Source organism: Aeromicrobium sp., assembly GCF_032084975.1.
GTDB lineage: Bacteria > Actinomycetota > Actinomycetes > Propionibacteriales > Nocardioidaceae > Aeromicrobium.
This window is the reverse complement of the sequence record NZ_DAMDLR010000055.1, coordinates 1-17960: the sequence shown is the minus strand read 5'-3', so window position 1 is coordinate 17960 and position 17960 is coordinate 1. Positions and strand designations below refer to the sequence as shown.

General features: G+C 71.4%; 18 protein-coding genes and 1 pseudogene. 16 read left to right on the top strand and 3 right to left on the bottom strand.

Annotated elements, in window-relative coordinates; translation table 11 throughout:
- Nucleotides 1-615: TOBE domain-containing protein (locus tag RT323_RS12450; protein ID WP_313408884.1), on the top strand; the 615-nt coding region annotated here is incomplete at its 5' end.
- A 47-nt stretch (nucleotides 616-662) separates the two neighbouring features.
- A complete protein-coding gene (locus RT323_RS12445; RefSeq protein ID WP_313408882.1) occupies nucleotides 663-1583 on the top strand; it encodes a tyrosine recombinase XerC in 921 nt (306 codons plus the stop codon).
- Here the strand turns inward: RT323_RS12445 and RT323_RS12440 are convergent.
- Complete coding sequence (locus RT323_RS12440; protein WP_313408879.1) at nucleotides 1580-2449, bottom strand: peptidoglycan DD-metalloendopeptidase family protein; 870 nt, start codon at nucleotides 2447-2449, stop codon at nucleotides 1580-1582. The genes RT323_RS12445 and RT323_RS12440 overlap by 4 nt on opposite strands.
- 292 nt (nucleotides 2450-2741) lie before the next feature.
- On the opposite strand from RT323_RS12440, the gene rpsB reads away from it, so the two are divergent.
- From rpsB to rlmN, 9 genes are all read left to right on the top strand, one after another.
- The gene (gene rpsB, locus RT323_RS12435) at nucleotides 2742-3689 is read left to right on the top strand and encodes a 30S ribosomal protein S2 (RefSeq protein WP_313408877.1); all 948 of its coding nucleotides are present in this window, start codon (nucleotides 2742-2744) and stop codon (nucleotides 3687-3689) included.
- Nucleotides 3690-3759: 70 nt separating this feature from the next.
- Nucleotides 3760-4575 (top strand): translation elongation factor Ts, encoded by an 816-nt coding sequence (tsf, locus tag RT323_RS12430; RefSeq protein WP_313408874.1) that lies wholly within the window; start codon nucleotides 3760-3762, stop codon nucleotides 4573-4575.
- 402 nt (nucleotides 4576-4977) lie between these two features.
- Nucleotides 4978-5682, top strand: coding sequence for a UMP kinase (pyrH, locus tag RT323_RS12425; RefSeq protein ID WP_313408871.1), 705 nt, complete (start codon nucleotides 4978-4980; stop codon nucleotides 5680-5682).
- A 41-nt stretch (nucleotides 5683-5723) separates the two neighbouring features.
- A complete protein-coding gene (gene frr, locus RT323_RS12420; protein ID WP_313408885.1) occupies nucleotides 5724-6278 on the top strand; it encodes a ribosome recycling factor in 555 nt (184 codons plus the stop codon).
- A complete protein-coding gene (locus RT323_RS12415; RefSeq protein WP_313408868.1) occupies nucleotides 6268-7095 on the top strand; it encodes a phosphatidate cytidylyltransferase in 828 nt (275 codons plus the stop codon). Before frr ends, RT323_RS12415 begins: the two co-directional genes overlap by 11 nt.
- 4 nt (nucleotides 7096-7099) lie before the next feature.
- A complete protein-coding gene (locus RT323_RS12410; protein ID WP_313408865.1) occupies nucleotides 7100-9565 on the top strand; it encodes a circularly permuted type 2 ATP-grasp protein in 2466 nt (821 codons plus the stop codon).
- Nucleotides 9562-10440 (top strand): transglutaminase family protein, encoded by an 879-nt coding sequence (locus RT323_RS12405; protein WP_313408862.1) that lies wholly within the window; start codon nucleotides 9562-9564, stop codon nucleotides 10438-10440. The genes RT323_RS12410 and RT323_RS12405 overlap by 4 nt, the downstream gene beginning before the upstream one ends.
- Before the next feature lie 17 nt (nucleotides 10441-10457).
- The gene (locus RT323_RS12400; protein WP_313408859.1) at nucleotides 10458-11450 is read left to right on the top strand and encodes a putative zinc-binding metallopeptidase; all 993 of its coding nucleotides are present in this window, start codon (nucleotides 10458-10460) and stop codon (nucleotides 11448-11450) included.
- 45 nt (nucleotides 11451-11495) lie between these two features.
- Nucleotides 11496-12641 (top strand): 23S rRNA (adenine(2503)-C(2))-methyltransferase RlmN, encoded by a 1146-nt coding sequence (gene rlmN / locus RT323_RS12395; protein WP_313408856.1) that lies wholly within the window; start codon nucleotides 11496-11498, stop codon nucleotides 12639-12641.
- A gap of 67 nt (nucleotides 12642-12708) precedes the next feature.
- Here the strand turns inward: rlmN and RT323_RS12390 are convergent, their stop codons facing one another.
- Nucleotides 12709-13359 carry a response regulator transcription factor gene (locus RT323_RS12390; protein ID WP_313408854.1) on the bottom strand — a complete coding sequence of 217 codons (651 nt, stop codon included), beginning with the start codon at nucleotides 13357-13359 and terminating at the stop codon, nucleotides 12709-12711.
- A complete protein-coding gene (locus RT323_RS12385; RefSeq protein ID WP_313408852.1) occupies nucleotides 13356-14513 on the bottom strand; it encodes a histidine kinase in 1158 nt (385 codons plus the stop codon). The genes RT323_RS12390 and RT323_RS12385 overlap by 4 nt, the downstream gene beginning before the upstream one ends.
- Nucleotides 14514-14643: 130 nt before the next feature.
- Here RT323_RS12385 and RT323_RS12380 point away from each other — a divergent pair, with 130 nt between their 5' ends.
- The 5 genes and pseudogenes from RT323_RS12380 to RT323_RS12360 all read left to right on the top strand — a co-directional run.
- Nucleotides 14644-15555, top strand: a complete 912-nt coding sequence (locus RT323_RS12380) for an ATP-binding cassette domain-containing protein (RefSeq protein WP_313408849.1) — start codon at nucleotides 14644-14646, stop codon at nucleotides 15553-15555.
- On the top strand, nucleotides 15552-16379 hold the full coding sequence (locus RT323_RS12375; RefSeq protein WP_313408846.1) for an ABC transporter permease subunit: 828 nt from the start codon (nucleotides 15552-15554) through the stop codon (nucleotides 16377-16379). Before RT323_RS12380 ends, RT323_RS12375 begins: the two co-directional genes overlap by 4 nt.
- A 44-nt stretch (nucleotides 16380-16423) precedes the next feature.
- A complete protein-coding gene (locus RT323_RS12370; RefSeq protein WP_313408844.1) occupies nucleotides 16424-17152 on the top strand; it encodes an enoyl-CoA hydratase in 729 nt (242 codons plus the stop codon).
- Complete coding sequence (locus tag RT323_RS12365) at nucleotides 17152-17610, top strand: AMP-binding protein (protein ID WP_313408841.1); 459 nt, start codon at nucleotides 17152-17154, stop codon at nucleotides 17608-17610. The genes RT323_RS12370 and RT323_RS12365 overlap by 1 nt, the downstream gene beginning before the upstream one ends.
- A 54-nt stretch (nucleotides 17611-17664) precedes the next feature.
- Nucleotides 17665-17960 (top strand): annotated as a pseudogene (locus RT323_RS12360) (1-deoxy-D-xylulose-5-phosphate reductoisomerase); the annotation flags it as partial.

Genomic DNA, 17960 nt, shown 5'->3' with positions numbered 1-17960 from the left:
GCCCGGGCCCTCGCGACCGATCCGCAGGTCGTCCTGCTGGACGAGCCGCTCGCGGCCCTCGACGCCGAGGCGGTGCCCGAGGTGCGTCGCGTGCTGCGTGGCGTGCTGGCGCACCGGACCGCGATCGTCGTCACCCACGAGCCCCTCGACGCCCTCGTCCTGGCGGACCGTGTGGCGATCATCGAGGACGGCCGCATCGTGCACGAGGGGAGTCCCGCCGACGTCCTGGGACACCCGCGAAGCGCCTTCGGTGCGGCATTGGCGGGGCTGAACCTCGTCGAGGCGGTGGCGATCTCGCCCGACCGGGTCCGAGCCGAGGACGGTCGCGAGCTGACGGGTGTCCCGCGCGCCCCGCTGACGACCGACGGGCCGGCGATCGCGACCTTCAGCCCCGCCGCGGTGGCGCTGCACCGGTCGCGTCCCGCCGGCAGCCCGCGCAACGTCATCCCCGGTGCGGTCACCGCCCTCGAGCAGCGAGGTGGCACGTGCCGGGTCACCGTCGACGGCTGGATCGCCGACGTCACGACCGCGTCTGTGGCCGAGCTCGGCCTCGAGCCCGGCGTGACGGTGTGGCTGAGCATCAAGGCGACCGAGGTGCGGCTCGAGCCGGTGTGAGCGACGACCTCCCGGGAAGCACGGCCGGCGAGTGCGAGAGTGGGGGAGTGAGCGAGATCGGCGAGGCCTGGGCGTGCTGCCTGGCCGATTACGAGCGTCACCTGCGCGACGAGCGCGACCTCTCGGAGCACACCGTGCGCGCCTACCTGACGGATCTGGCGAGCCTCGCCGATCACGCCACGTTGCTGCACGTCGACGACCCGGCCGCCCTGACGATCCGCACGCTGCGCAGCTGGCTGGCGAACCTGCAGACCCGCGGACGTGCACGGACGACCATGGCCCGCCGATCGACGGCCGCCCGCCGGTTCACCGCTTGGCTCGAGCGCACGGGCCGTGCCTCGACCGACGCCGGCGCCCTGCTGGCAGCCCCGAAGGCGCACCGGACGTTGCCGCCGGCGCTCAACCAGACCGACATGCGGGCCGTCGTGGACGCGATCGTCGCGTCGATCGACGACGAGGGCCCGACCGGACTGCGCGACCTGGCCGTGATCGAGTTGCTGTGGGCCACGGGCATCCGGGTCGGCGAGCTGGTCGGCGCGGACATCGACGACCTCGACCGCCGGCGGCGCGTGCTGAGAGTGCTGGGCAAGGGCTCCAAGGAGCGCATGGTCCCGTACGGCGTCCCGGCCGCCGATGCCGTCGAGCGCTGGCTCGACCACGGGCGTCCGGCGCTCGCCGTCGCGGACAGCGGACCCGCCCTGCTGCTCGGGGCCCGCGGCGGCCGGATCGACGCTCGCGTGGTCCGGCGGATCGTGCACGAGCGCGTCGCCGCCGTCCCGGATGCTCCCGACATCGGCCCGCACGGCCTCCGCCACACGGCAGCGACCCACCTGCTGGAGGGAGGCGCCGACCTGCGGTCCGTCCAGGAGCTGCTCGGGCACGCGTCGCTGGGGACGACCCAGATCTACACGCACGTCAGCGCCGACCGGCTGCGAGCCGCGTTCGCGCAGGCCCACCCCCGCGCCTAGCCGGCGAGCGGATCGACCGGACGACCTCCCACGATCTTCATGAAGTGCAGGTGGCACCCGGTCGACGTCCCGGTGGAGCCGACCCGTCCGACGACGGTGCCGGGCCCGACGACCTGACCGGACTCGACCGAGATCGACGACAGGTGTGAGTAGGACGTGCTGGACTCGCGGTGCCGCACCTCGACCTGCAGGCCGTAGGGACCGTGATGGCTCGCCCGCACCACGGTCCCGGCGCCGACGGACGGGACCTCGGTGCCGCACGACGCCCCGATGTCGACCCCGTCGTGCAGCTTGCGCACCCCCGTCACGGGATGGACGCGCATGCCGAAGGCGGACGTCACCGGGCCGTCGATCGGCAGCTCGCCGCCGACGAGGTCGGGCGGCTCCGGGGGAGGACCCGACGGGTCGATCAGCCGGTAGGCGCCCGCGGCCGTCAGCAGCTGGGCCGGATCGAGGTAGGTGTCGCCGCGCAGGCGTCCGAGGTTCAGGCACGCCCGGCGGCATGAGGGATGGCCTCCGAGCAGGCGGCCGATCGGCTGGCCGGCCGTGACCGCGTCACCGACCCGGACGGTCGCCTCGACGGGTTGGTAGGTCGAGCGCTCGGCGCCGTGGGTGATGGTGATCGTCGCGATCCCGGCCACCCGCCCGGCGAAGGTGACCCGGCCGGCCGCGACGGCGCGGACCGTCTGACCCGGCCGCCCCGGGAGGTCGACGCCACGGTGGCCGGGCCCGTACGTCGTGTCCGGGGCATCGAAGGGCTTGTCGATGCGCCGGTCGCCCAGGGGCCACTCCCAGGCTGAGGCCTGCGCCGCAGCCGGGAACAGGACGAGCATGAGCAGCAGTACGGGTCCGATCGCTCGCTTCATGGTCCGAGCCAACCGGCTGCGCGGCGTGGGCGGAACGCCCTCGGCCGGCGCTGTGGACGACGGCGGAAACCGCCTCGCGTCCTGTGGAGAACACCGGTTTCCGTCCCACGGGAGTCGTGCCGTAGACTGGGCGCATCCGTCCGTCGTGACGGAAATTCGCGTGTCCTCTCCCGTGACGTGAGAACTGAACGGGGCGCGTTCCGAGTCCCCAGACCCTGGGGTGGCCCGCGTCGGACACCAGGGCATCGCCGAACCCGGCGGTGCGTCAACTTGGTTGAAAGGAAGTACGGCCATGGCCGTCGTCACCATGCGTCAGCTGCTCGAGAGCGGCGTTCACTTCGGGCACCAGACCCGTCGTTGGAACCCGAAGATGAAGCGATTCATCATGACCGAGCGCAACGGCATCTACATCATCGACCTGCAGCAGTCGCTGTCCTACATCGACTCGGCCTACGACTTCGTCAAGGGCACCGTCGCTCGCGGCGGCACGATCCTGTTCGTCGGCACCAAGCGTCAGGCGCAGGAGCCCATCGAGGAGCAGGCCAAGCGCGTCGGCATGCCCTACGTGAACCAGCGCTGGCTGGGCGGCATGCTCACGAACTTCCAGACGATGTCCGCGCGCCTGCAGCGCATGAAGGAGCTCGAGGAGATCGACTTCGACGACGTCGCCGGGTCGAACCGCACGAAGAAGGAGCTCCTGCACATGCGTCGGGAGTACACCAAGCTCAACCGCACGCTCGGTGGCATCCGCGACATGGGCCGCACGCCCAGCGCCGTGTGGATCGTCGACACGAAGAAGGAGCACCTCGCGGTCGACGAGGCCAAGAAGCTGAACATCCCGATCGTCGCGATCCTCGACACGAACTGCGATCCCGACGACGTCGACTACCCGATCCCGGGCAACGACGACGCGATCCGCTCGGTCGGCATCCTGACGCGCGTCATCGCCGACGCCGTCGCCGACGGCCTTATCTCGCGTGGTGGCGCCAAGACGGGCGAGGAGACCCCGGGCCAGGAGCTCGGCGCCGAGGAGCCCCTCGCCGACTGGGAGAAGGAGCTGCTCGCCTCGAAGGCCGCCGGCGCCGAGACCCCCGCCGCCGAGACCCCCGCCGCCGACGCGCCCGCGGCCGAGGCCACCGAGGTCCCCGCGACGGAGACCGCCGAGACCACCGAGGCGCCCGCCGCCGAGGCCCCGGCCGACGACGCCGCTCCCGCCGCCGAGGCTCCCTCGGAGTCCTGAGCGTCACCTGTCCACCTGTCGGCCGCGACGTGACCCGTCGCGGCGACACCACCAGAACCGAGGTTGGAACATGGCAATCACTGCTGCCGATGTGAAGAAGCTCCGCGACGCGACCGGCGCGGGCATGATGGACGCGAAGAAGGCCCTCACCGAGGCCGACGGCGACTTCGACAAGGCCGTCGAGATCCTGCGGATCTCGGGTGCCGCCAAGGCCGCCAAGCGCGGTGCCGAGCGCGAGGCCTCCTCGGGCCTCGTGGCGAACGCCGGGTCGGCCATCGTCGAGCTCAACTCCGAGACGGACTTCGTCGCGAAGAACGACCAGTTCATCGAGCTGGCCCAGCGCCTGGCCGTCGCGGCCGACGCGAACAAGCCGGCCGACGCCGCCGCGTTCGCGAACGTCACGCTCGACGACGGCAAGACCGTCGCCGAGGCGATCAGCGCCCTGGCCGCCGTCATCGGTGAGAAGCTCGAGCTGGGTCGCGTCAGCGCCCTCGAGGGCAAGGTCGCCACGTACATGCACCGTCGCGCCAGCGACCTGCCGCCGGCCGTCGGCGTGCTGGTCCAGTACGAGGGCGACAACGAGGACGTGGCACGCGGCATCGCGATGCAGGTCGCGGCCATGCGTCCCCGCTGGCTCACGCGCGATGACGTCCCCGCGGACGTCGTCGCCAAGGAGCGCGAGATCGCCGAGGCCACGGCCAAGGAGGAGGGCAAGCCCGAGCAGGCCCTGCCCAAGATCGTCGAGGGTCGTGTCAATGGCTTCTTCAAGGAGAACGTCCTGCTCGAGCAGGCCAGCGTCACCGACAACAAGAAGACCGTGAAGGCCGTCGCCGAGGAAGCCGGCGTCACCGTCACGAAGTTCAGCCACATCGAGGTCGGCGCCTGAGTCGCACCCCGATCACCACGAGGGCCCCGAGCACATGCTCGGGGCCCTCGTGCGTCCGGGGCCCGTCGCCCGCTGGCTCGCGCCGCCCCCTCAACTTTTGGAGCACGTTTACCGCCGAGGCGGCGCAGGAGGCGTAATCCTGTTCCAAAAGTTGACCGCGCGCGTCCCCTAGGGTGACGACGGGTCGGCAACCCAGAACCGGCCCGCCGAGGTCGCCGCGGTCGGCTCGTCCGCGGTCCCGTGAACTTTTGGAGCGCGTTTACGCCTGACCCGGCCTCCCGGGCGCAAAAGCGTTCCAAAAGTCGGGGCCGAGCGCCGCACCGCCGCCGCACGGCCGCCGAAGTCGCGGCGGCGGGCGCACCAGCGGGCGGGGACCGCGTCCCATCCGATAACCTCGTCCCCATGGCGCGTCGTGTACTTCTCAAGCTCTCTGGTGAAGTGTTCGGCGGCGGGGCCCTCGGCATCGACCCTGACGTCGTCAACGACGCGGCCGCCCAGGTCGCCACGGCCGTCCGTGAGGGCGTGCAGGTCGCGATCGTCGTCGGCGGCGGCAACTTCTTCCGCGGCGCCGAGCTCAGCCAGCGCGGCATGGAGCGCACCCGCGCCGACTACATCGGCATGCTGGGCACCGTCATGAACGCCCTCGCGCTGCAGGACTTCATCGAGAAGCAGGGCGTCGAGACGCGCGTCCAGTCGGCGATCGCGATGGCCCAGGTCGCCGAGCCCTACATCCCGCGCCGCGCGATCCGCCACATGGAGAAGGGCCGCGTCGTCATCTTCGGCGCGGGCGCCGGCATGCCGTACTTCTCGACCGACACCGTCTCGGCGCAGCGTGCCCTCGAGATCAAGGCCGACGTGGTCCTGATGAGCAAGAACGGCGTCGACGGGGTCTACGACTCCGACCCGCGGCACAACCCCGGGGCCCAGCGCTTCGACAGCCTGACCTTCAACGAGGCCCTCCAGCGCAGCCTGCAGGTGGTCGACGCCGCCGCGTTCGCGCTCTGCATGGAGAACGACCTGCCCATGATGGTGTTCAACATGAACGACGAGGGTGCGGTGACGCGTGCCCTGCGTGGTGAGATGATCGGAACACTCGTCCACGCCTGAGGTGTGGACTCCCCGACGATGATGCAACGGAGCATGACGTGATCGACGAGACCCTGCGCGATGCCGACACCCGGATGAAGAAGGCGGTCGAGTACACGCGCGAAGAATTCGCCGCCATCCGCACCGGTCGCGCCCACCCGGCGATGTTCGCGCAGATCACGGCCGACTACTACGGCACGCCCACGCCCCTGCAGCAGCTGGCCGGGTTCCAGGTCCCCGAGGCGCGCACCGTCATCATCAGCCCCTACGACATCGGTGCGAAGCCGGCGATCGAGAAGGCCATCCGCGACTCGGACCTGGGCGTCAACCCGTCCGACGACGGCAAGGTGCTGCGCGTGACGCTGCCCGAGCTGACCGAGGACCGCCGCAAGGAGTACATCAAGCTCGCGCGCTCCAAGGCCGAGGACGGCCGCATCGCCGTGCGCGGCGTGCGTCGCAGCGCCAAGCAGGCGCTGGACAAGGCCGAGAAGGACTCCGAGATCAGCAAGGACGACAACACGGGCGCCGAGAAGCGCCTGGACGCCCTGACGAAGAAGCACGTCGATGAGCTCGACGAGGCACTCAAGAGCAAAGAGGCGGAGCTCCTTGACGTCTGACGCACCCAAGAAGGTCGGGCGCGCGGGTCGTGACCTGCGCGCGGCGATCACGGTCGGCGTCAGCTTGGTGGTCCTTGTCCTGCTCTCCCTGTTCTGGGTCAAGGACCTGTTCGCCGCGGTGGCGGCGGTCGCGCTCATCGTCGCCGCGCTCGAGATCGCGAAGGCGCTCACCACGGCCGGCATCAAGGTGCCGCTGCCGCCGGTGCTCGCCGGTGGCGTGGCGATGCTCGTCGTGGGCTTCTACGACGACATGGACACCGCTGCGGCGGTCATGGCGCTCACGGTCATCGCAACGATGGCATGGCGGCTGCGCGAGGGCGCGCAGGGCTTCGTCCGCGACGCCACCGCCGGCGTCTTCCTGCTGTCCTACCTGTTCCTCATGGGCACGTTCGTCATGCGCATGCTGGCGGCCGAGGACGGGACGTGGCGGGTCGTCGCCTTCATCCTGGTGACGATCGCGTCCGACATCGGCGGCTACGCCGCCGGCGTGCTCTTCGGCAAGCACCCGATGGCACCCACGATCTCGCCCAAGAAGTCCTGGGAGGGCTTCGCCGGCTCACTGGTGGCCTGCGTCGCGGCCGGCATCCTCGTCATCGTCTACGCCCTCGAGGGCCCGTGGTGGGCGGGTCTGGTGCTGGGTGTGGCCGGCGTCTGCTTCGCCACGCTGGGCGACCTGTGCGAGTCGCTCATCAAGCGCGACATCGGCATCAAGGACATGGGCGACCTGTTGCCCGGGCACGGCGGCCTGATGGACCGGCTCGACTCGCTCATCGCCGTCGCGCCGGTCGCGTACCTGGTGATGTACCTGCTCGTGTGATGCCATGACCGTCCTGCGTGACTACGCGGCATCCGTGTGCCAGCCGGCGTTGGCCGAGGCGGTCGCGCCGTACGACGAGGTCGCGACGGCCGAGGGCACGCTGCGTCCCGCGTGGAAGCGCATCGCCGCCGAGGCGGTCGACATCACGCTGCCGCAACTGGACCGCGCCGGACGCGAGATCGCACGCCTGCTGTCCGACGAGGGCGTGGTCTACACGCCGCCCGGGGGCGAGCAGCGCCCGTGGCGGCTCGATCCCGTTCCGCTCGTGCTGGGCCACGACGAGTGGAGCGTGCTCGAGAAGGGCCTGGCCCAGCGCGCCGAGCTGCTCAACGCGATCCTGCTCGACCTGCACGGCCCCCGGACGCTGCTGGCCAGCGGCACGCTGCCGCCCAGCATCGTGTTCGGGCACAGCGAGTTCATCCGCTCGGCGGCCGCGGACGAGCACCAGCCGCTGCTGATCACCGGCACGGACCTGGGCCGCACGCCCACGGGGGAGTGGCAGGTCATCGCCGACCGCGCCCAGGCCCCGTCGGGCATCGGCTTCGCGATGGAGAATCGCCGGGCCCTGTCTCGTGTGCTCCCCGTCGCGTACCGCGAGGCGGGCCTGCACCGGCTCTCGCCGTTCTTCTCGGTGCTGCGCGCGGCGCTCATGGAGGCGGCGCCGCACGGCCTTGAGGACCCGCGCGTCGTCGTGCTCTCGCCCGGGCCGATGTCCGAGACGGCCTACGACCAGTCCTTCATCGCCGCGACGCTGGGATTCCCGCTCGTCGAGGGCAGCGACCTCGTGACCCGCGACGGCGTGGTGTGGATGCGGGTCCTCGGCCGGCACGAACGCGTCGACGTCATCGTGCGCCGCGTCGACGCGCAGTGGAGCGACCCGCTCGAGCTGCGCGGCGAGTCGCGCCTGGGCGTCCCGGGACTGGCCGAGGCCGCCCGGCGCGGCAACGTCACGATCGTCAACGGACTCGGGGCCGGCGTCCTCGAGAACGCGGCGCTCCTGCCGTTCATGTCGGCCATGTGCGAGCAACTGCTTGACGAGCCGCTGCGCCTGGCGGGGGTGCCCACGGTCTGGGCCGGGACACCCCAGGGCCGCGACCAGGTCCTCGACCGGCTCGACGAGCTGACGGTGCGCCGCATCGATCGGCCCTTCGACGTCGAGACGGGGACGCGTGCCGAGCTCGAGGCGGCGATCCACGCCGAGCCGCACCGCTTCGTCGGGCAGGAGCTGGGAGCAGTCTCCATCGCGCCCACCCTCGAGCGTGGCGCGCTGCACCCGCAGGCGATCACGTTGCGGGCCTTCACACTGCGGCGCGGCTCCAGCTACCGGCCGATGGTCGGCGGGCTCGCCACCGCGGTCCCGGTCGGCTCGGTGCCGGGCGTCACCGGGACCAGCAAGGACGTGTGGGTCCTCAAGGAGTCGCCGGACGATCCCGACCAGGGCCTGAACGACGTCCCGCGCGTCTCCAGTGCGAGTGCGACCGTCACGCCGGTGCCCCGCGTGCTCGACGACCTGTTCTGGCTGGGCCGGTACGCCGAGCGCGCCGAGGACGTGCTGCGCCTCGCGATCGTCACCCACGAGCTGGCCGAGGACTTCCAGGGGCGGCCGTACTCCAGCGGCGGCAGGACGCTCGCCGTGGTGTCGGGGACGATGCGCTCGCTCAGCCCGTGGTCCGGCGACCCCGCGGACCACGACGGCGACCTGCGGTCCCTGCTGCTGGACCCCCACCGTGACGGGTCGCTCGCGCAGACCGTCGTGCGGCTCAAGGAGATCGCCCAGAGCCTGCGCGACCAGCTGTCGCCCGACGCCTACCGGATCTTCGGCGCGATGGACCGTGCGCGCGGTGCACTGGTGTCCAACCCGCACGGCTGGCAGATCGGCGAGAGCGCGGGCCGCATGCTCACCGACGTGCTGGCGCTGCACGGCATCACGGGCAACATGGTGCGCGACGAGGGCTGGCACCTCATGGAGATCGGCCGGGCCATCGAGCGTTGCCTGCAGCTGTGCCAGCTGGTCGGGCCGACCCTGTCGGTGCGACGCGGCCTCGACATCGACCGCGACGTCCAGTCGGCCGTCCTGCAGGCGGCCGAGAGCGCCGTGACCCACCGGCGTCGCCACCGCGGTGTCGTGCGTGGTGCCACGGTGCTGGACCTGGTGCTGCTCGACCCGACGAACCCGCGGTCGCTGGCGTTCAACCTGCGCGCGATCGACGCGGCGCTCGCGATGCTGCCCGGGGCGGGCGGCTCGACCCGCCCGGCGCGCCTGGTCGACGACCTGCTCGAGGAGCTCGAGCGGCTCGACGTCATGGCGCTGCTGGCGATCGACGGCGAGAACCGGCCGAACTTCGCGCGGTTCGCCCAGGCGACGGCCCAGCAGCTCATGCGCCTGTCCGACGCGGTGTCCGAGGTCCACTTCGATGCGGGACCGTCCCAGCACCTGCTCGACCTGGCGATCTCGGACGGTGAGCTGTGAGGTACCGCGTCCGTCACCGTACGGCCTACACGTACGACGACGACGTCTCGAACAGCTACGGGGTCGCGTACGTCGTGCCGCGGGCCCTGCCGTTCCAGGACGTCGCCTCGGTCGAGGTGGGCATCTCGCCGCCCCCGACCGACACCAGTCGACGCGCGGACCACTACGGCAACGTCCGCACCTTCTTCCAGGTGACCGACCCGCACCGCGAGCTGGTGGTCGAGGCCACCAGCGAGGTCGACGCCCGATCGCCCGCGTACGAGCCCGCGGTGCTGGCCCAGCCGTGGGAGAGCGCCCGCCCGCAGGACGGATCCCGGGCGCCGGACGCCTGGGAGGCCGTGGACTTCGCGCTGCCGTCCAAGCTCGTCGACCAGACCGCCGAGGCCCACGCCTACGCCGCCGGGTCGCTGACCCCGGGCCGGGCCGTGGGCGAGGCGGTCACTGACCTGATGCACCGCATCTTCGCCGACTTCGCCTACCGCAAGGGCGCCACGACCGTGACGACCAGGATCGACGACGTCTTCGAGCAGCGTGCCGGCGTGTGCCAGGACTTCGCCCACCTGACGCTGTCCTGCCTCCGCTCGCACGGGCTGGCCGCCCGGTACGTCAGCGGCTACCTGGCCACCACCCCGCCCCCGGGCAGGGAGCGAGTCCTGGGCGCGGACGCGTCCCACGCGTGGGCGGCGGTCTGGCTGCCTGACGGCAGCTGGCTGGCGCTGGACCCGACGAACGACCAGTGGGCCGACGACAGGTACGTCACGGTGGCGTGGGGACGCGACTACAAGGACGTGCCTCCCGTGAAGGGCATCATCTTCACGGACGCCTCGAGCTCCACCCTCGACGTGCAGGTCGACGTCGTGCCGATGCCCGACTGACCTGCGAGGCTTGATCGGTGCAAGCCTTCGCGTGTCGCCGTTGCGGCAGCCACCTGTACTTCGAGAACTCCGCCTGCGTCTCGTGCGGCTCCGCGCTGGGGTTCTCCCGCGAGGAGCGGGCGATCGTCCCCGTCGACCAGGACGGTCGTTACGTCGACGCGCAGGGCGGACAGTGGTGGCTCTGTGCGAACCGTGAGATCGCCGCGTGCACCTGGCTCGCTCGCGAGCGCGGCTCCCTGTGCTTCAACTGCGGTCTCACCCGCACGCGTCCGAACGATGCCGACCGGGACGGCCTGCGCGCGTTCAAGGCCACCGAGTCCGCGAAGCGCCGGCTCATCGTCGAGCTCGACGCACTCGAGCTGCCGATCGTCACGCGGGCCGAGGATCCCCAGAACGGGCTCGCCTTCGACCTGCTCTCGAGCGCGCACGAGCCGGTCTCCACCGGTCACCAGAACGGGCTCATCACGATCGACCTCGCCGAGGGCGACAGCGTCCACCGTGAGCAGCTGCGACGCGAGCTCGCCGAGCCGTACCGCACGATGCTGGGCCACTTCCGGCACGAGATCGGCCACTACTTCGAGATGGTGCTGGTCCAGGGCGACCTGCTCGACCGCGCCCGCGAGCTGTTCGGGGACGAAACGCAGGACTACGCGGCCGCGATCGACCGTCACTACCGCGAGGGCCCGCCGGCGAGCTGGCGCGAGAGCTACATCAGCGCCTACGCGACGATGCACCCGTGGGAGGACTTCGCCGAGAGCTTCGCGCACTTCCTGCACATCAACGACACGATCGACACGGCGCAGTCCTTCGGGCTCACCTCGGTCGACGCCGAGGCGTTCCGCTCGTTCCGTGACCTGGTCACCGGAGTGTGGATCCCGCTGTCGGTCGCGCTCAACCAGATCAACCGGTCGATGGGCCGGGATCCGCTCTACCCGTTCGTGATCGCCGCCCCCGTGCTGGACAAGCTCGAGTTCGTCGCCTCGCTGTCACCGCGGTACCAACGGCTCTGATCGCGGATTCGTCGCCGCTGGGGCCGATCTGGGAGACTGGTGACCATGGCGCATGAGGTGGACGTAGCGGACGTGAACCCCCGACCGCTGCCGCTCGTCATGACCCCCGCGCGGGGCCGTGGCAAGCCGCCGCGGCACCTGGCCGACCTCTCGGCCGAGGAGCGCAGGACCGCGGCCGAGGAGCTCGGCCTCAAGCCCTTCCGGGTCAAGCAGGTCGCGCACCACTACTTCGCGCGGCTCGAGCGCGACCCGCAGCTGATGACCGACCTTCCTGCCAAGGATCGTGACGCGATCGTCGGCGCCCTGCTGCCGCCGCTGCTGAACCAGGTGCGCGTGCTCGAGGCCGACAAGGGAGCCACCCGCAAGACCCTGTGGCGCCTGTTCGACAACGCTCTGGTCGAGTCCGTGCTGATGCGCTATCCCGACCGTGCCACGATCTGCGTGTCCAGCCAGGCCGGCTGCGGCATGGCCTGCCCGTTCTGCGCCACGGGCCAGGGCGGGCTGCAGCGCAACATGAGCACCGCCGAGATCATCGAGCAGGTCGTCGACGCGGCCCACCAGATGGCCAGTGGTGCCGTGCCCGGTGGGCCGGGACGCCTCTCGAACGTCGTGTTCATGGGCATGGGCGAGCCGATGGCCAACTACAAGGCGGTCATCGGCGCGGTGCGCCAGATGGTCGCCCCGGCTCCGGACGGTCTGGGGATGAGCGCTCGCAACATCACCGTCTCGACGGTCGGCCTCGTGCCGCGCATGCGCCAGTTGGCCGAGGAGGGCATCCCCGTCACCCTCGCCCTCAGCCTGCATGCGCCCGACGACGAGCTGCGCAACGAGCTGGTGCCGATCAACAACCGCTCGAGCGTCGCCGAGACGGTCGAGGCGGCCTGGAACTATGCGAAGGCCACGAAGCGCCGGGTCTCCATCGAGTACGCGATGATGCGCGACATCAACGACCAGGCGTGGCGCGCCGACCTGCTCGGCGACGTGCTCAACTCGTACGGCGACTGGGGCTGGGTGCACGTCAACCTGATCCCGCTCAACCCGACGCCGGGCTCGAAGTGGACCGCGTCGCGCCGCGAGGACGAGCGCGAGTTCGTCCGCCGGCTCGAGGCCAAGGGCATCCCGACGACGGTCCGCGACACGCGTGGCTCCGACATCGACGGCGCCTGCGGCCAGCTCGCCGCCGCCGAGTGACGGGGGAGCGGTGAGTGAGCGTCCGTTCGACGCTCGATACGGACGCTGAGTCACCGCCCCGGTGACCTCAGAGCCGTCCGGCCTCGTGCATCGTGATGGCCACCTGGACCCGGTTGCCGGCGTCCAGCTTGGTGAAGATCCGCGAGATGTGCGCCTTGACGGTCGCGATGCTCATGTAGAGGTCCGCGGCGATCTCGGCGTTCGAGCGTCCATGGCCGATCGCCTGCGCGACCTCGAGCTCGCGCGCGGACAGCGTGTCGACCAGGCGCGTGGCGCTGGTCCGGCGCCCGTCGGTGGAGTCCTCGGTGACCCGGCGGATGAGGTGCTCGGTCACGGCCGGCGACAGCATCGGCTCGCCGGCGACGACCTTCTCGATCGCCGCCACGATCTGCGGCGGGCGCGTGTCCTTGAGCAGGAACCCGGCGGCGCCTGCCGACAGGGCGCGCACGACGTAGTCGTCGGCGTCGAACGTGGTCAGGACGAGGACCTTCGGCGCGTCCGATGCCGCGGTGATCGCGCGCGTCGCCTCGATGCCGTCCATGACGGGCATGCGCAGGTCCATCAGGACGACGTCGGGCCGGTGCTCCTGCACGGCGGCGAGCGCCTCGCGCCCGTCGGCGGCCTCGGCCACGACCTCCAACTGAGTCGCGCCGCCGAGCATCAGGCTCAGCCCGGCACGCACGAGCGGGTCGTCGTCGGTGACGAGGACGCGGATCACGACCCCCACGGTAGCCACACCCTCAGGAGGTGACGGTCGGCGGTCAGCGTCCGGGTCAGGCGGCCGCCGGCCAGCTCGGCCCGCTCCGTGAGGCCGACCAGGCCCAGACCGGACGCGGGCAGCGACTCCGTGGGCCGGTTGCCGGCGGGAAGCCGGTTGGTCACCTCGAGCAGGAGCCCGTCGGCCGGTCCGCCGGCGATCGTCACCTCGACCCGCGTCCGCGGGGCGTGCTTGGCCGCGTTGGTCAGGCCTTCCTGCACGACCCGATAGGCGGTGCGGCCGATGGCGGCGGGGATCGTCGACGTGTCGAGCGCGAGGTCGACGGCCAGGTTCATCCCGCTGCCGCGGAAGTGCTCCAGCAGGCCGGGGATCGCCGCGGCGGTCGGCTGGGGCGGCTCGGGCTCGGCGTCCCCGGCGCCCTCGCGCAGGACGCCCAGCACCTCGCGCAGCTCGACGAGCGCGAGCCGGGAACTCTCCTCGATGATCGCCGCGGTCCGCTTGATCTCGTGCGGGGACAGGTCGTCGCGGAACGACAGCGCTCCGGCGTGCATCGTCACCATCGAGATCCGGTGGGCCAGGACGTCGTGCATCTCGCGCGCGATCCGCGCCCGCTCGGCGATCCGGGCCTGCGCGACCCGCGCCGCCTGCTCGGACTCGGCCGTCTCGGCGCGGTCGTGGAGCGTGGCCAGCAGCTCTCGACGCGATCCGACGTACATGCCCCAGCCGACCGTGATCGCGACGATCGTGACGACGAGGGCCAGGTCGACGAACACGAGCTCGCGGGTGTCGGCGATCGGGTCCCAGAACAGCAGGTAGCTCGACGCGGCGAGGATGCTCACGATGCTCACCGGCAGGATCTCGCGCCACCGGCGCCGCGTCGAGAGCGAGAACAGCGTCAGCGTGGCGGGGCCGCCGGAGGTCATGGAGAACGACGCGACCAGGTTCGTCACCAGGGCGACCGAGACGGGGAAGCGGCGCCGCCAGAACATCAGCACGAAGCTGACGACGCCGAGACCCACGTCGAGCCAGAGCCACCACAGCGCCTGCTCGGCCTGGTACTCGACCACGGGCGTCCAGGCGAGGATCGAGATCGTGACGACGAGCGCGATCCGCCACGTGTGTCCCAAGGCGGAGATGGGCGGTGTCGGGGTCACCGGCCCAGCCTAGGCGTGCGTGCTGGGCCGCCACATCGCGCCATCGGCGCGCACACCCCCTACTTTCGGCTAGCCGATCCAGCGTGTCGGAGCCTGTCCACGGACCGTCGGACACGGCAGTGTGGTCACCATGATCGAAGTCCAGAACCTCTCCAAGTCGTACGGCGACTTCCGTGCCGTGGACGGTGTGTCGTTCACGTGCCAGCCGGGCCGCGTCACCGGCTTCCTCGGCCCGAACGGTGCCGGCAAGTCCACCGCGATGCGCATGATCGCGGGGCTGACCCGTCCCACGGGCGGCACCGCGACCATCGATGGCGCGAACTACGCCGACATCCCGAACCCCGCCACCCAGGTCGGCGTCCTGCTCGACGCCTCGGCGCAGCACGGCGGCCGTACGGGTCGCGAGGTGCTGACGATCGGTGCGCGCGCGATGGGCCTGCCGATGACGCGCGTCGACGAGATGCTCGCCCTGGTCGGCCTCACCGGCAAGGAGTCCAAGCGCCGCGTCCGCAACTACTCGCTCGGCATGCGCCAGCGGCTCGGCATCGCGCACGCGCTGCTGGGCGACCCGCACGTGCTGATCCTCGACGAGCCCGCGAACGGCCTCGACCCGGCCGGCATCCACTGGATGCGCGTGCTGTTGCGCGAGTACGCCAACCGCGGCGGCACCGTCATGCTCTCGTCGCACCTGCTGCACGAGATCCAGATCATCGCCGACGACCTGATCGTCATCGGCCACGGGCGCATCGTCGCCAGCGGGACCAAGGAGGAGCTGCTCAAGACCTCGGGCACGCGCGTGCGCGCTCGTGACCACGGGGCGCTCGTCCAGGCCCTCAAGGAGGCCGGGCTGGACGCCAGCGAGGCGTCCGACGCCATCAGCTCGACCGCGTCCCCCGAGGAGGTCGGCCTGGCCGCCGCGGCAGCCGGTGTCCCGTTGCTCGAGCTGCGCGAGGCCGACGGCGCGGGCCTCGAGGCCATGTTCCTGCAGTTGACCGCCGAGGACCAGCGCGACGTCATCGCCACCGAAGGAGTTCAGTCATGAGCACGACCACCACGCGTCCCACCATCGACCTCTCGCGTCCGGGGATCCCGTTCAGCCGCGAGGTGCGCGTCGAGACCCGCAAGATGTTCGACACCCGCGGAGGGCTGTGGCTCTTCATCATCACGGGCGTGTTCATCGTCCTGGCGATGGCGTTGACGCTCCTCGTGCTCGGCCTCAACGACGACGTGACGATCACGGCCGGTGGCTTCGCCGAGATCATGGCGCTGCCGGTCTCGCTGCTCGTGCCGGTCTTCGCGATCCTCACCGTCAGCAGCGAGTGGAGCCAGCGCACGCACCTGACGACGTTCACCCTCCAGCCCCACCGCGCGCGTGTCCTGGCGGCGAAGTTCGTCGCGGTCACGATCCTGGCCGTGGCGACGATCGTCGTCGCCGTCCTGTGCGGTGCGCTGGGCAACGTCCTCTACGGCCTCATCACCCCGCACGACGTGGTGTGGAACGTGCCGGTCAAGGACCTGCTGTGGACCGTCGGGTCGCAGCTGGTGTTCTTCTGGATGGCCTTCGCGATCGCGATGCTGCTGCTCAGCACCCCGGCCGCGATCGCGGTCTTCTACGTCGTGGCGCTGATCCTGCCGTTCATGGTCTACCCGATCCTGATGGCGCTGTTCGGCTGGGCCAACGACCTGCTCCCGTGGGTGAACATGGACTACGCGATCCTCATGGTGCGCACCGGTGAGACGTTCATGGGCGAGCCCATCGACGTCGGCGCGGTCGACTACCTGCGTGTCCTCGTCACCGTCGGCCTCTGGGTCGTGCTGCCGGGCGTGCTCGGCTACCTGCGGATCCAGCGGTCCGAGGTCAAGTAGCGGGCGGAGCCGTCCGCGCGATGGTCGCTGGCTAGGTTGGGTCCATGCCCGATCTGCTGACCATCGCGCGCGACGGTGACGTCGCCGTCCTGACCCTGCGCCGGCCCGACCGGCGCAACGCCCTGAACCTGCAGCTCTGCCGCGAGATCGACGCGGCGGCGCGCGAGGCGGTCGACGCCGGAGCGCGTGCGCTGGTCGTGACGGGGGAGGGGTCGGCGTTCTGCGCCGGTGCCGACCTCGACGGCGTCTACGGCGACGCCTTCATCGAGGCGCTCTACGCGATGCTGCACGGCCTCGCGAGGCTGCCGGTCCCCGTCATCGCCGCCGTCAACGGGCCGGCGATCGGCGCGGGCACGCAGCTGGCGATCGCGTGTGACCTGCGCGTGGTGGACGAGCGAGCCCGCTTCGCGGTCCCCACCGCGCGCAACGGCATGGCCGTCGACGCGTGGACCATCCGCACCCTGGCCGAGCTGGCCGGCGCGGGCCGGGCCCGGCGCGTCATGCTGGCCGCCGACACGATCGACCGGGACGAGGCGCTCGCATGTGGCCTTGCCGACCGAGCGGGCACGCCCGAGGACGCGATCGCCTGGGCGCACGAGATCGCGCGCCTCGCTCCGCTGACGCTCGCGCACAACAAGCTCGCGCTCAACGGCAGCACCGACGACGACGCGGCGATCGCCGAGAGCTTCGACCGCGTGTGGGCCAGCGACGACGTCAAGGAAGCGGCCGCGGCGCGGCTGGAGAAGCGCGAGCCGATCTTCCGGGGGCACTGATGGGACGCCCCAGCAGCCTGGCGTTCCGCGCCCTCGACCTCCACGTCGTCCGGGGACGCGCCGACGAGCCCGCCCTCGTCACACCGCGCGGCAGCCTGTCCTACGCGCAGCTGCTGCACGAGTCCGCCTCGTTCGCCGGCGGACTGCGCGACCTGGGCCTGCGGACGGGCGCTCCCGTCCGGCTCGACGTGTCCGACCGTCATCTCTGGGTCGTCAGCGTGCTGGCGATCGTCCGCCTGGGCGCCGAGCCGCAGGAGGAGGCCGCGTTCTCCATCACGGGCGACCCGGCGACGGTTCACGCGGCCGGTGAGGAGTACGAGTTCGACCTGGTGCTGCGCGCCGGCCGGGTCGACCCCGCGACGGCCGCGGTGCACGACGAGGGCGACTACGCCGAGCGGATGGAGCGCAGGTACGGCGACGTGCTGGCGACGCTCGTGCACGGTGGCACGCTGACCTGAGCCCGTTCGCGGGGTCCGGCCCGGGGTTCGGCCTCCGGTGCCACAATGGACCCCATGAGTTCGCGCGTCGTCGTCCTGGGCTCCACCGGTTCCATCGGGACGCAGGCGCTCGACGTCGTGCGGGCCAATCCGGACCGATTCGACGTGGTCGCGCTGGCGGCCGGCGGCGCTGACCCGGCCACCCTCGCGTCACAGGCGCTCGAGTTCGAGGTCGAGGTCGTCTCCGTCGCCAACGCCACCGCCGCGCAGGACGTCCAGCTGGCCCTCTACGCCGAGGCGCAGCGCCGCGGCTGGTCCGCGGGGGAGTACCGCCTGCCGCGCCTCATCGCCGGCCCCGAGGCCGCGACCCA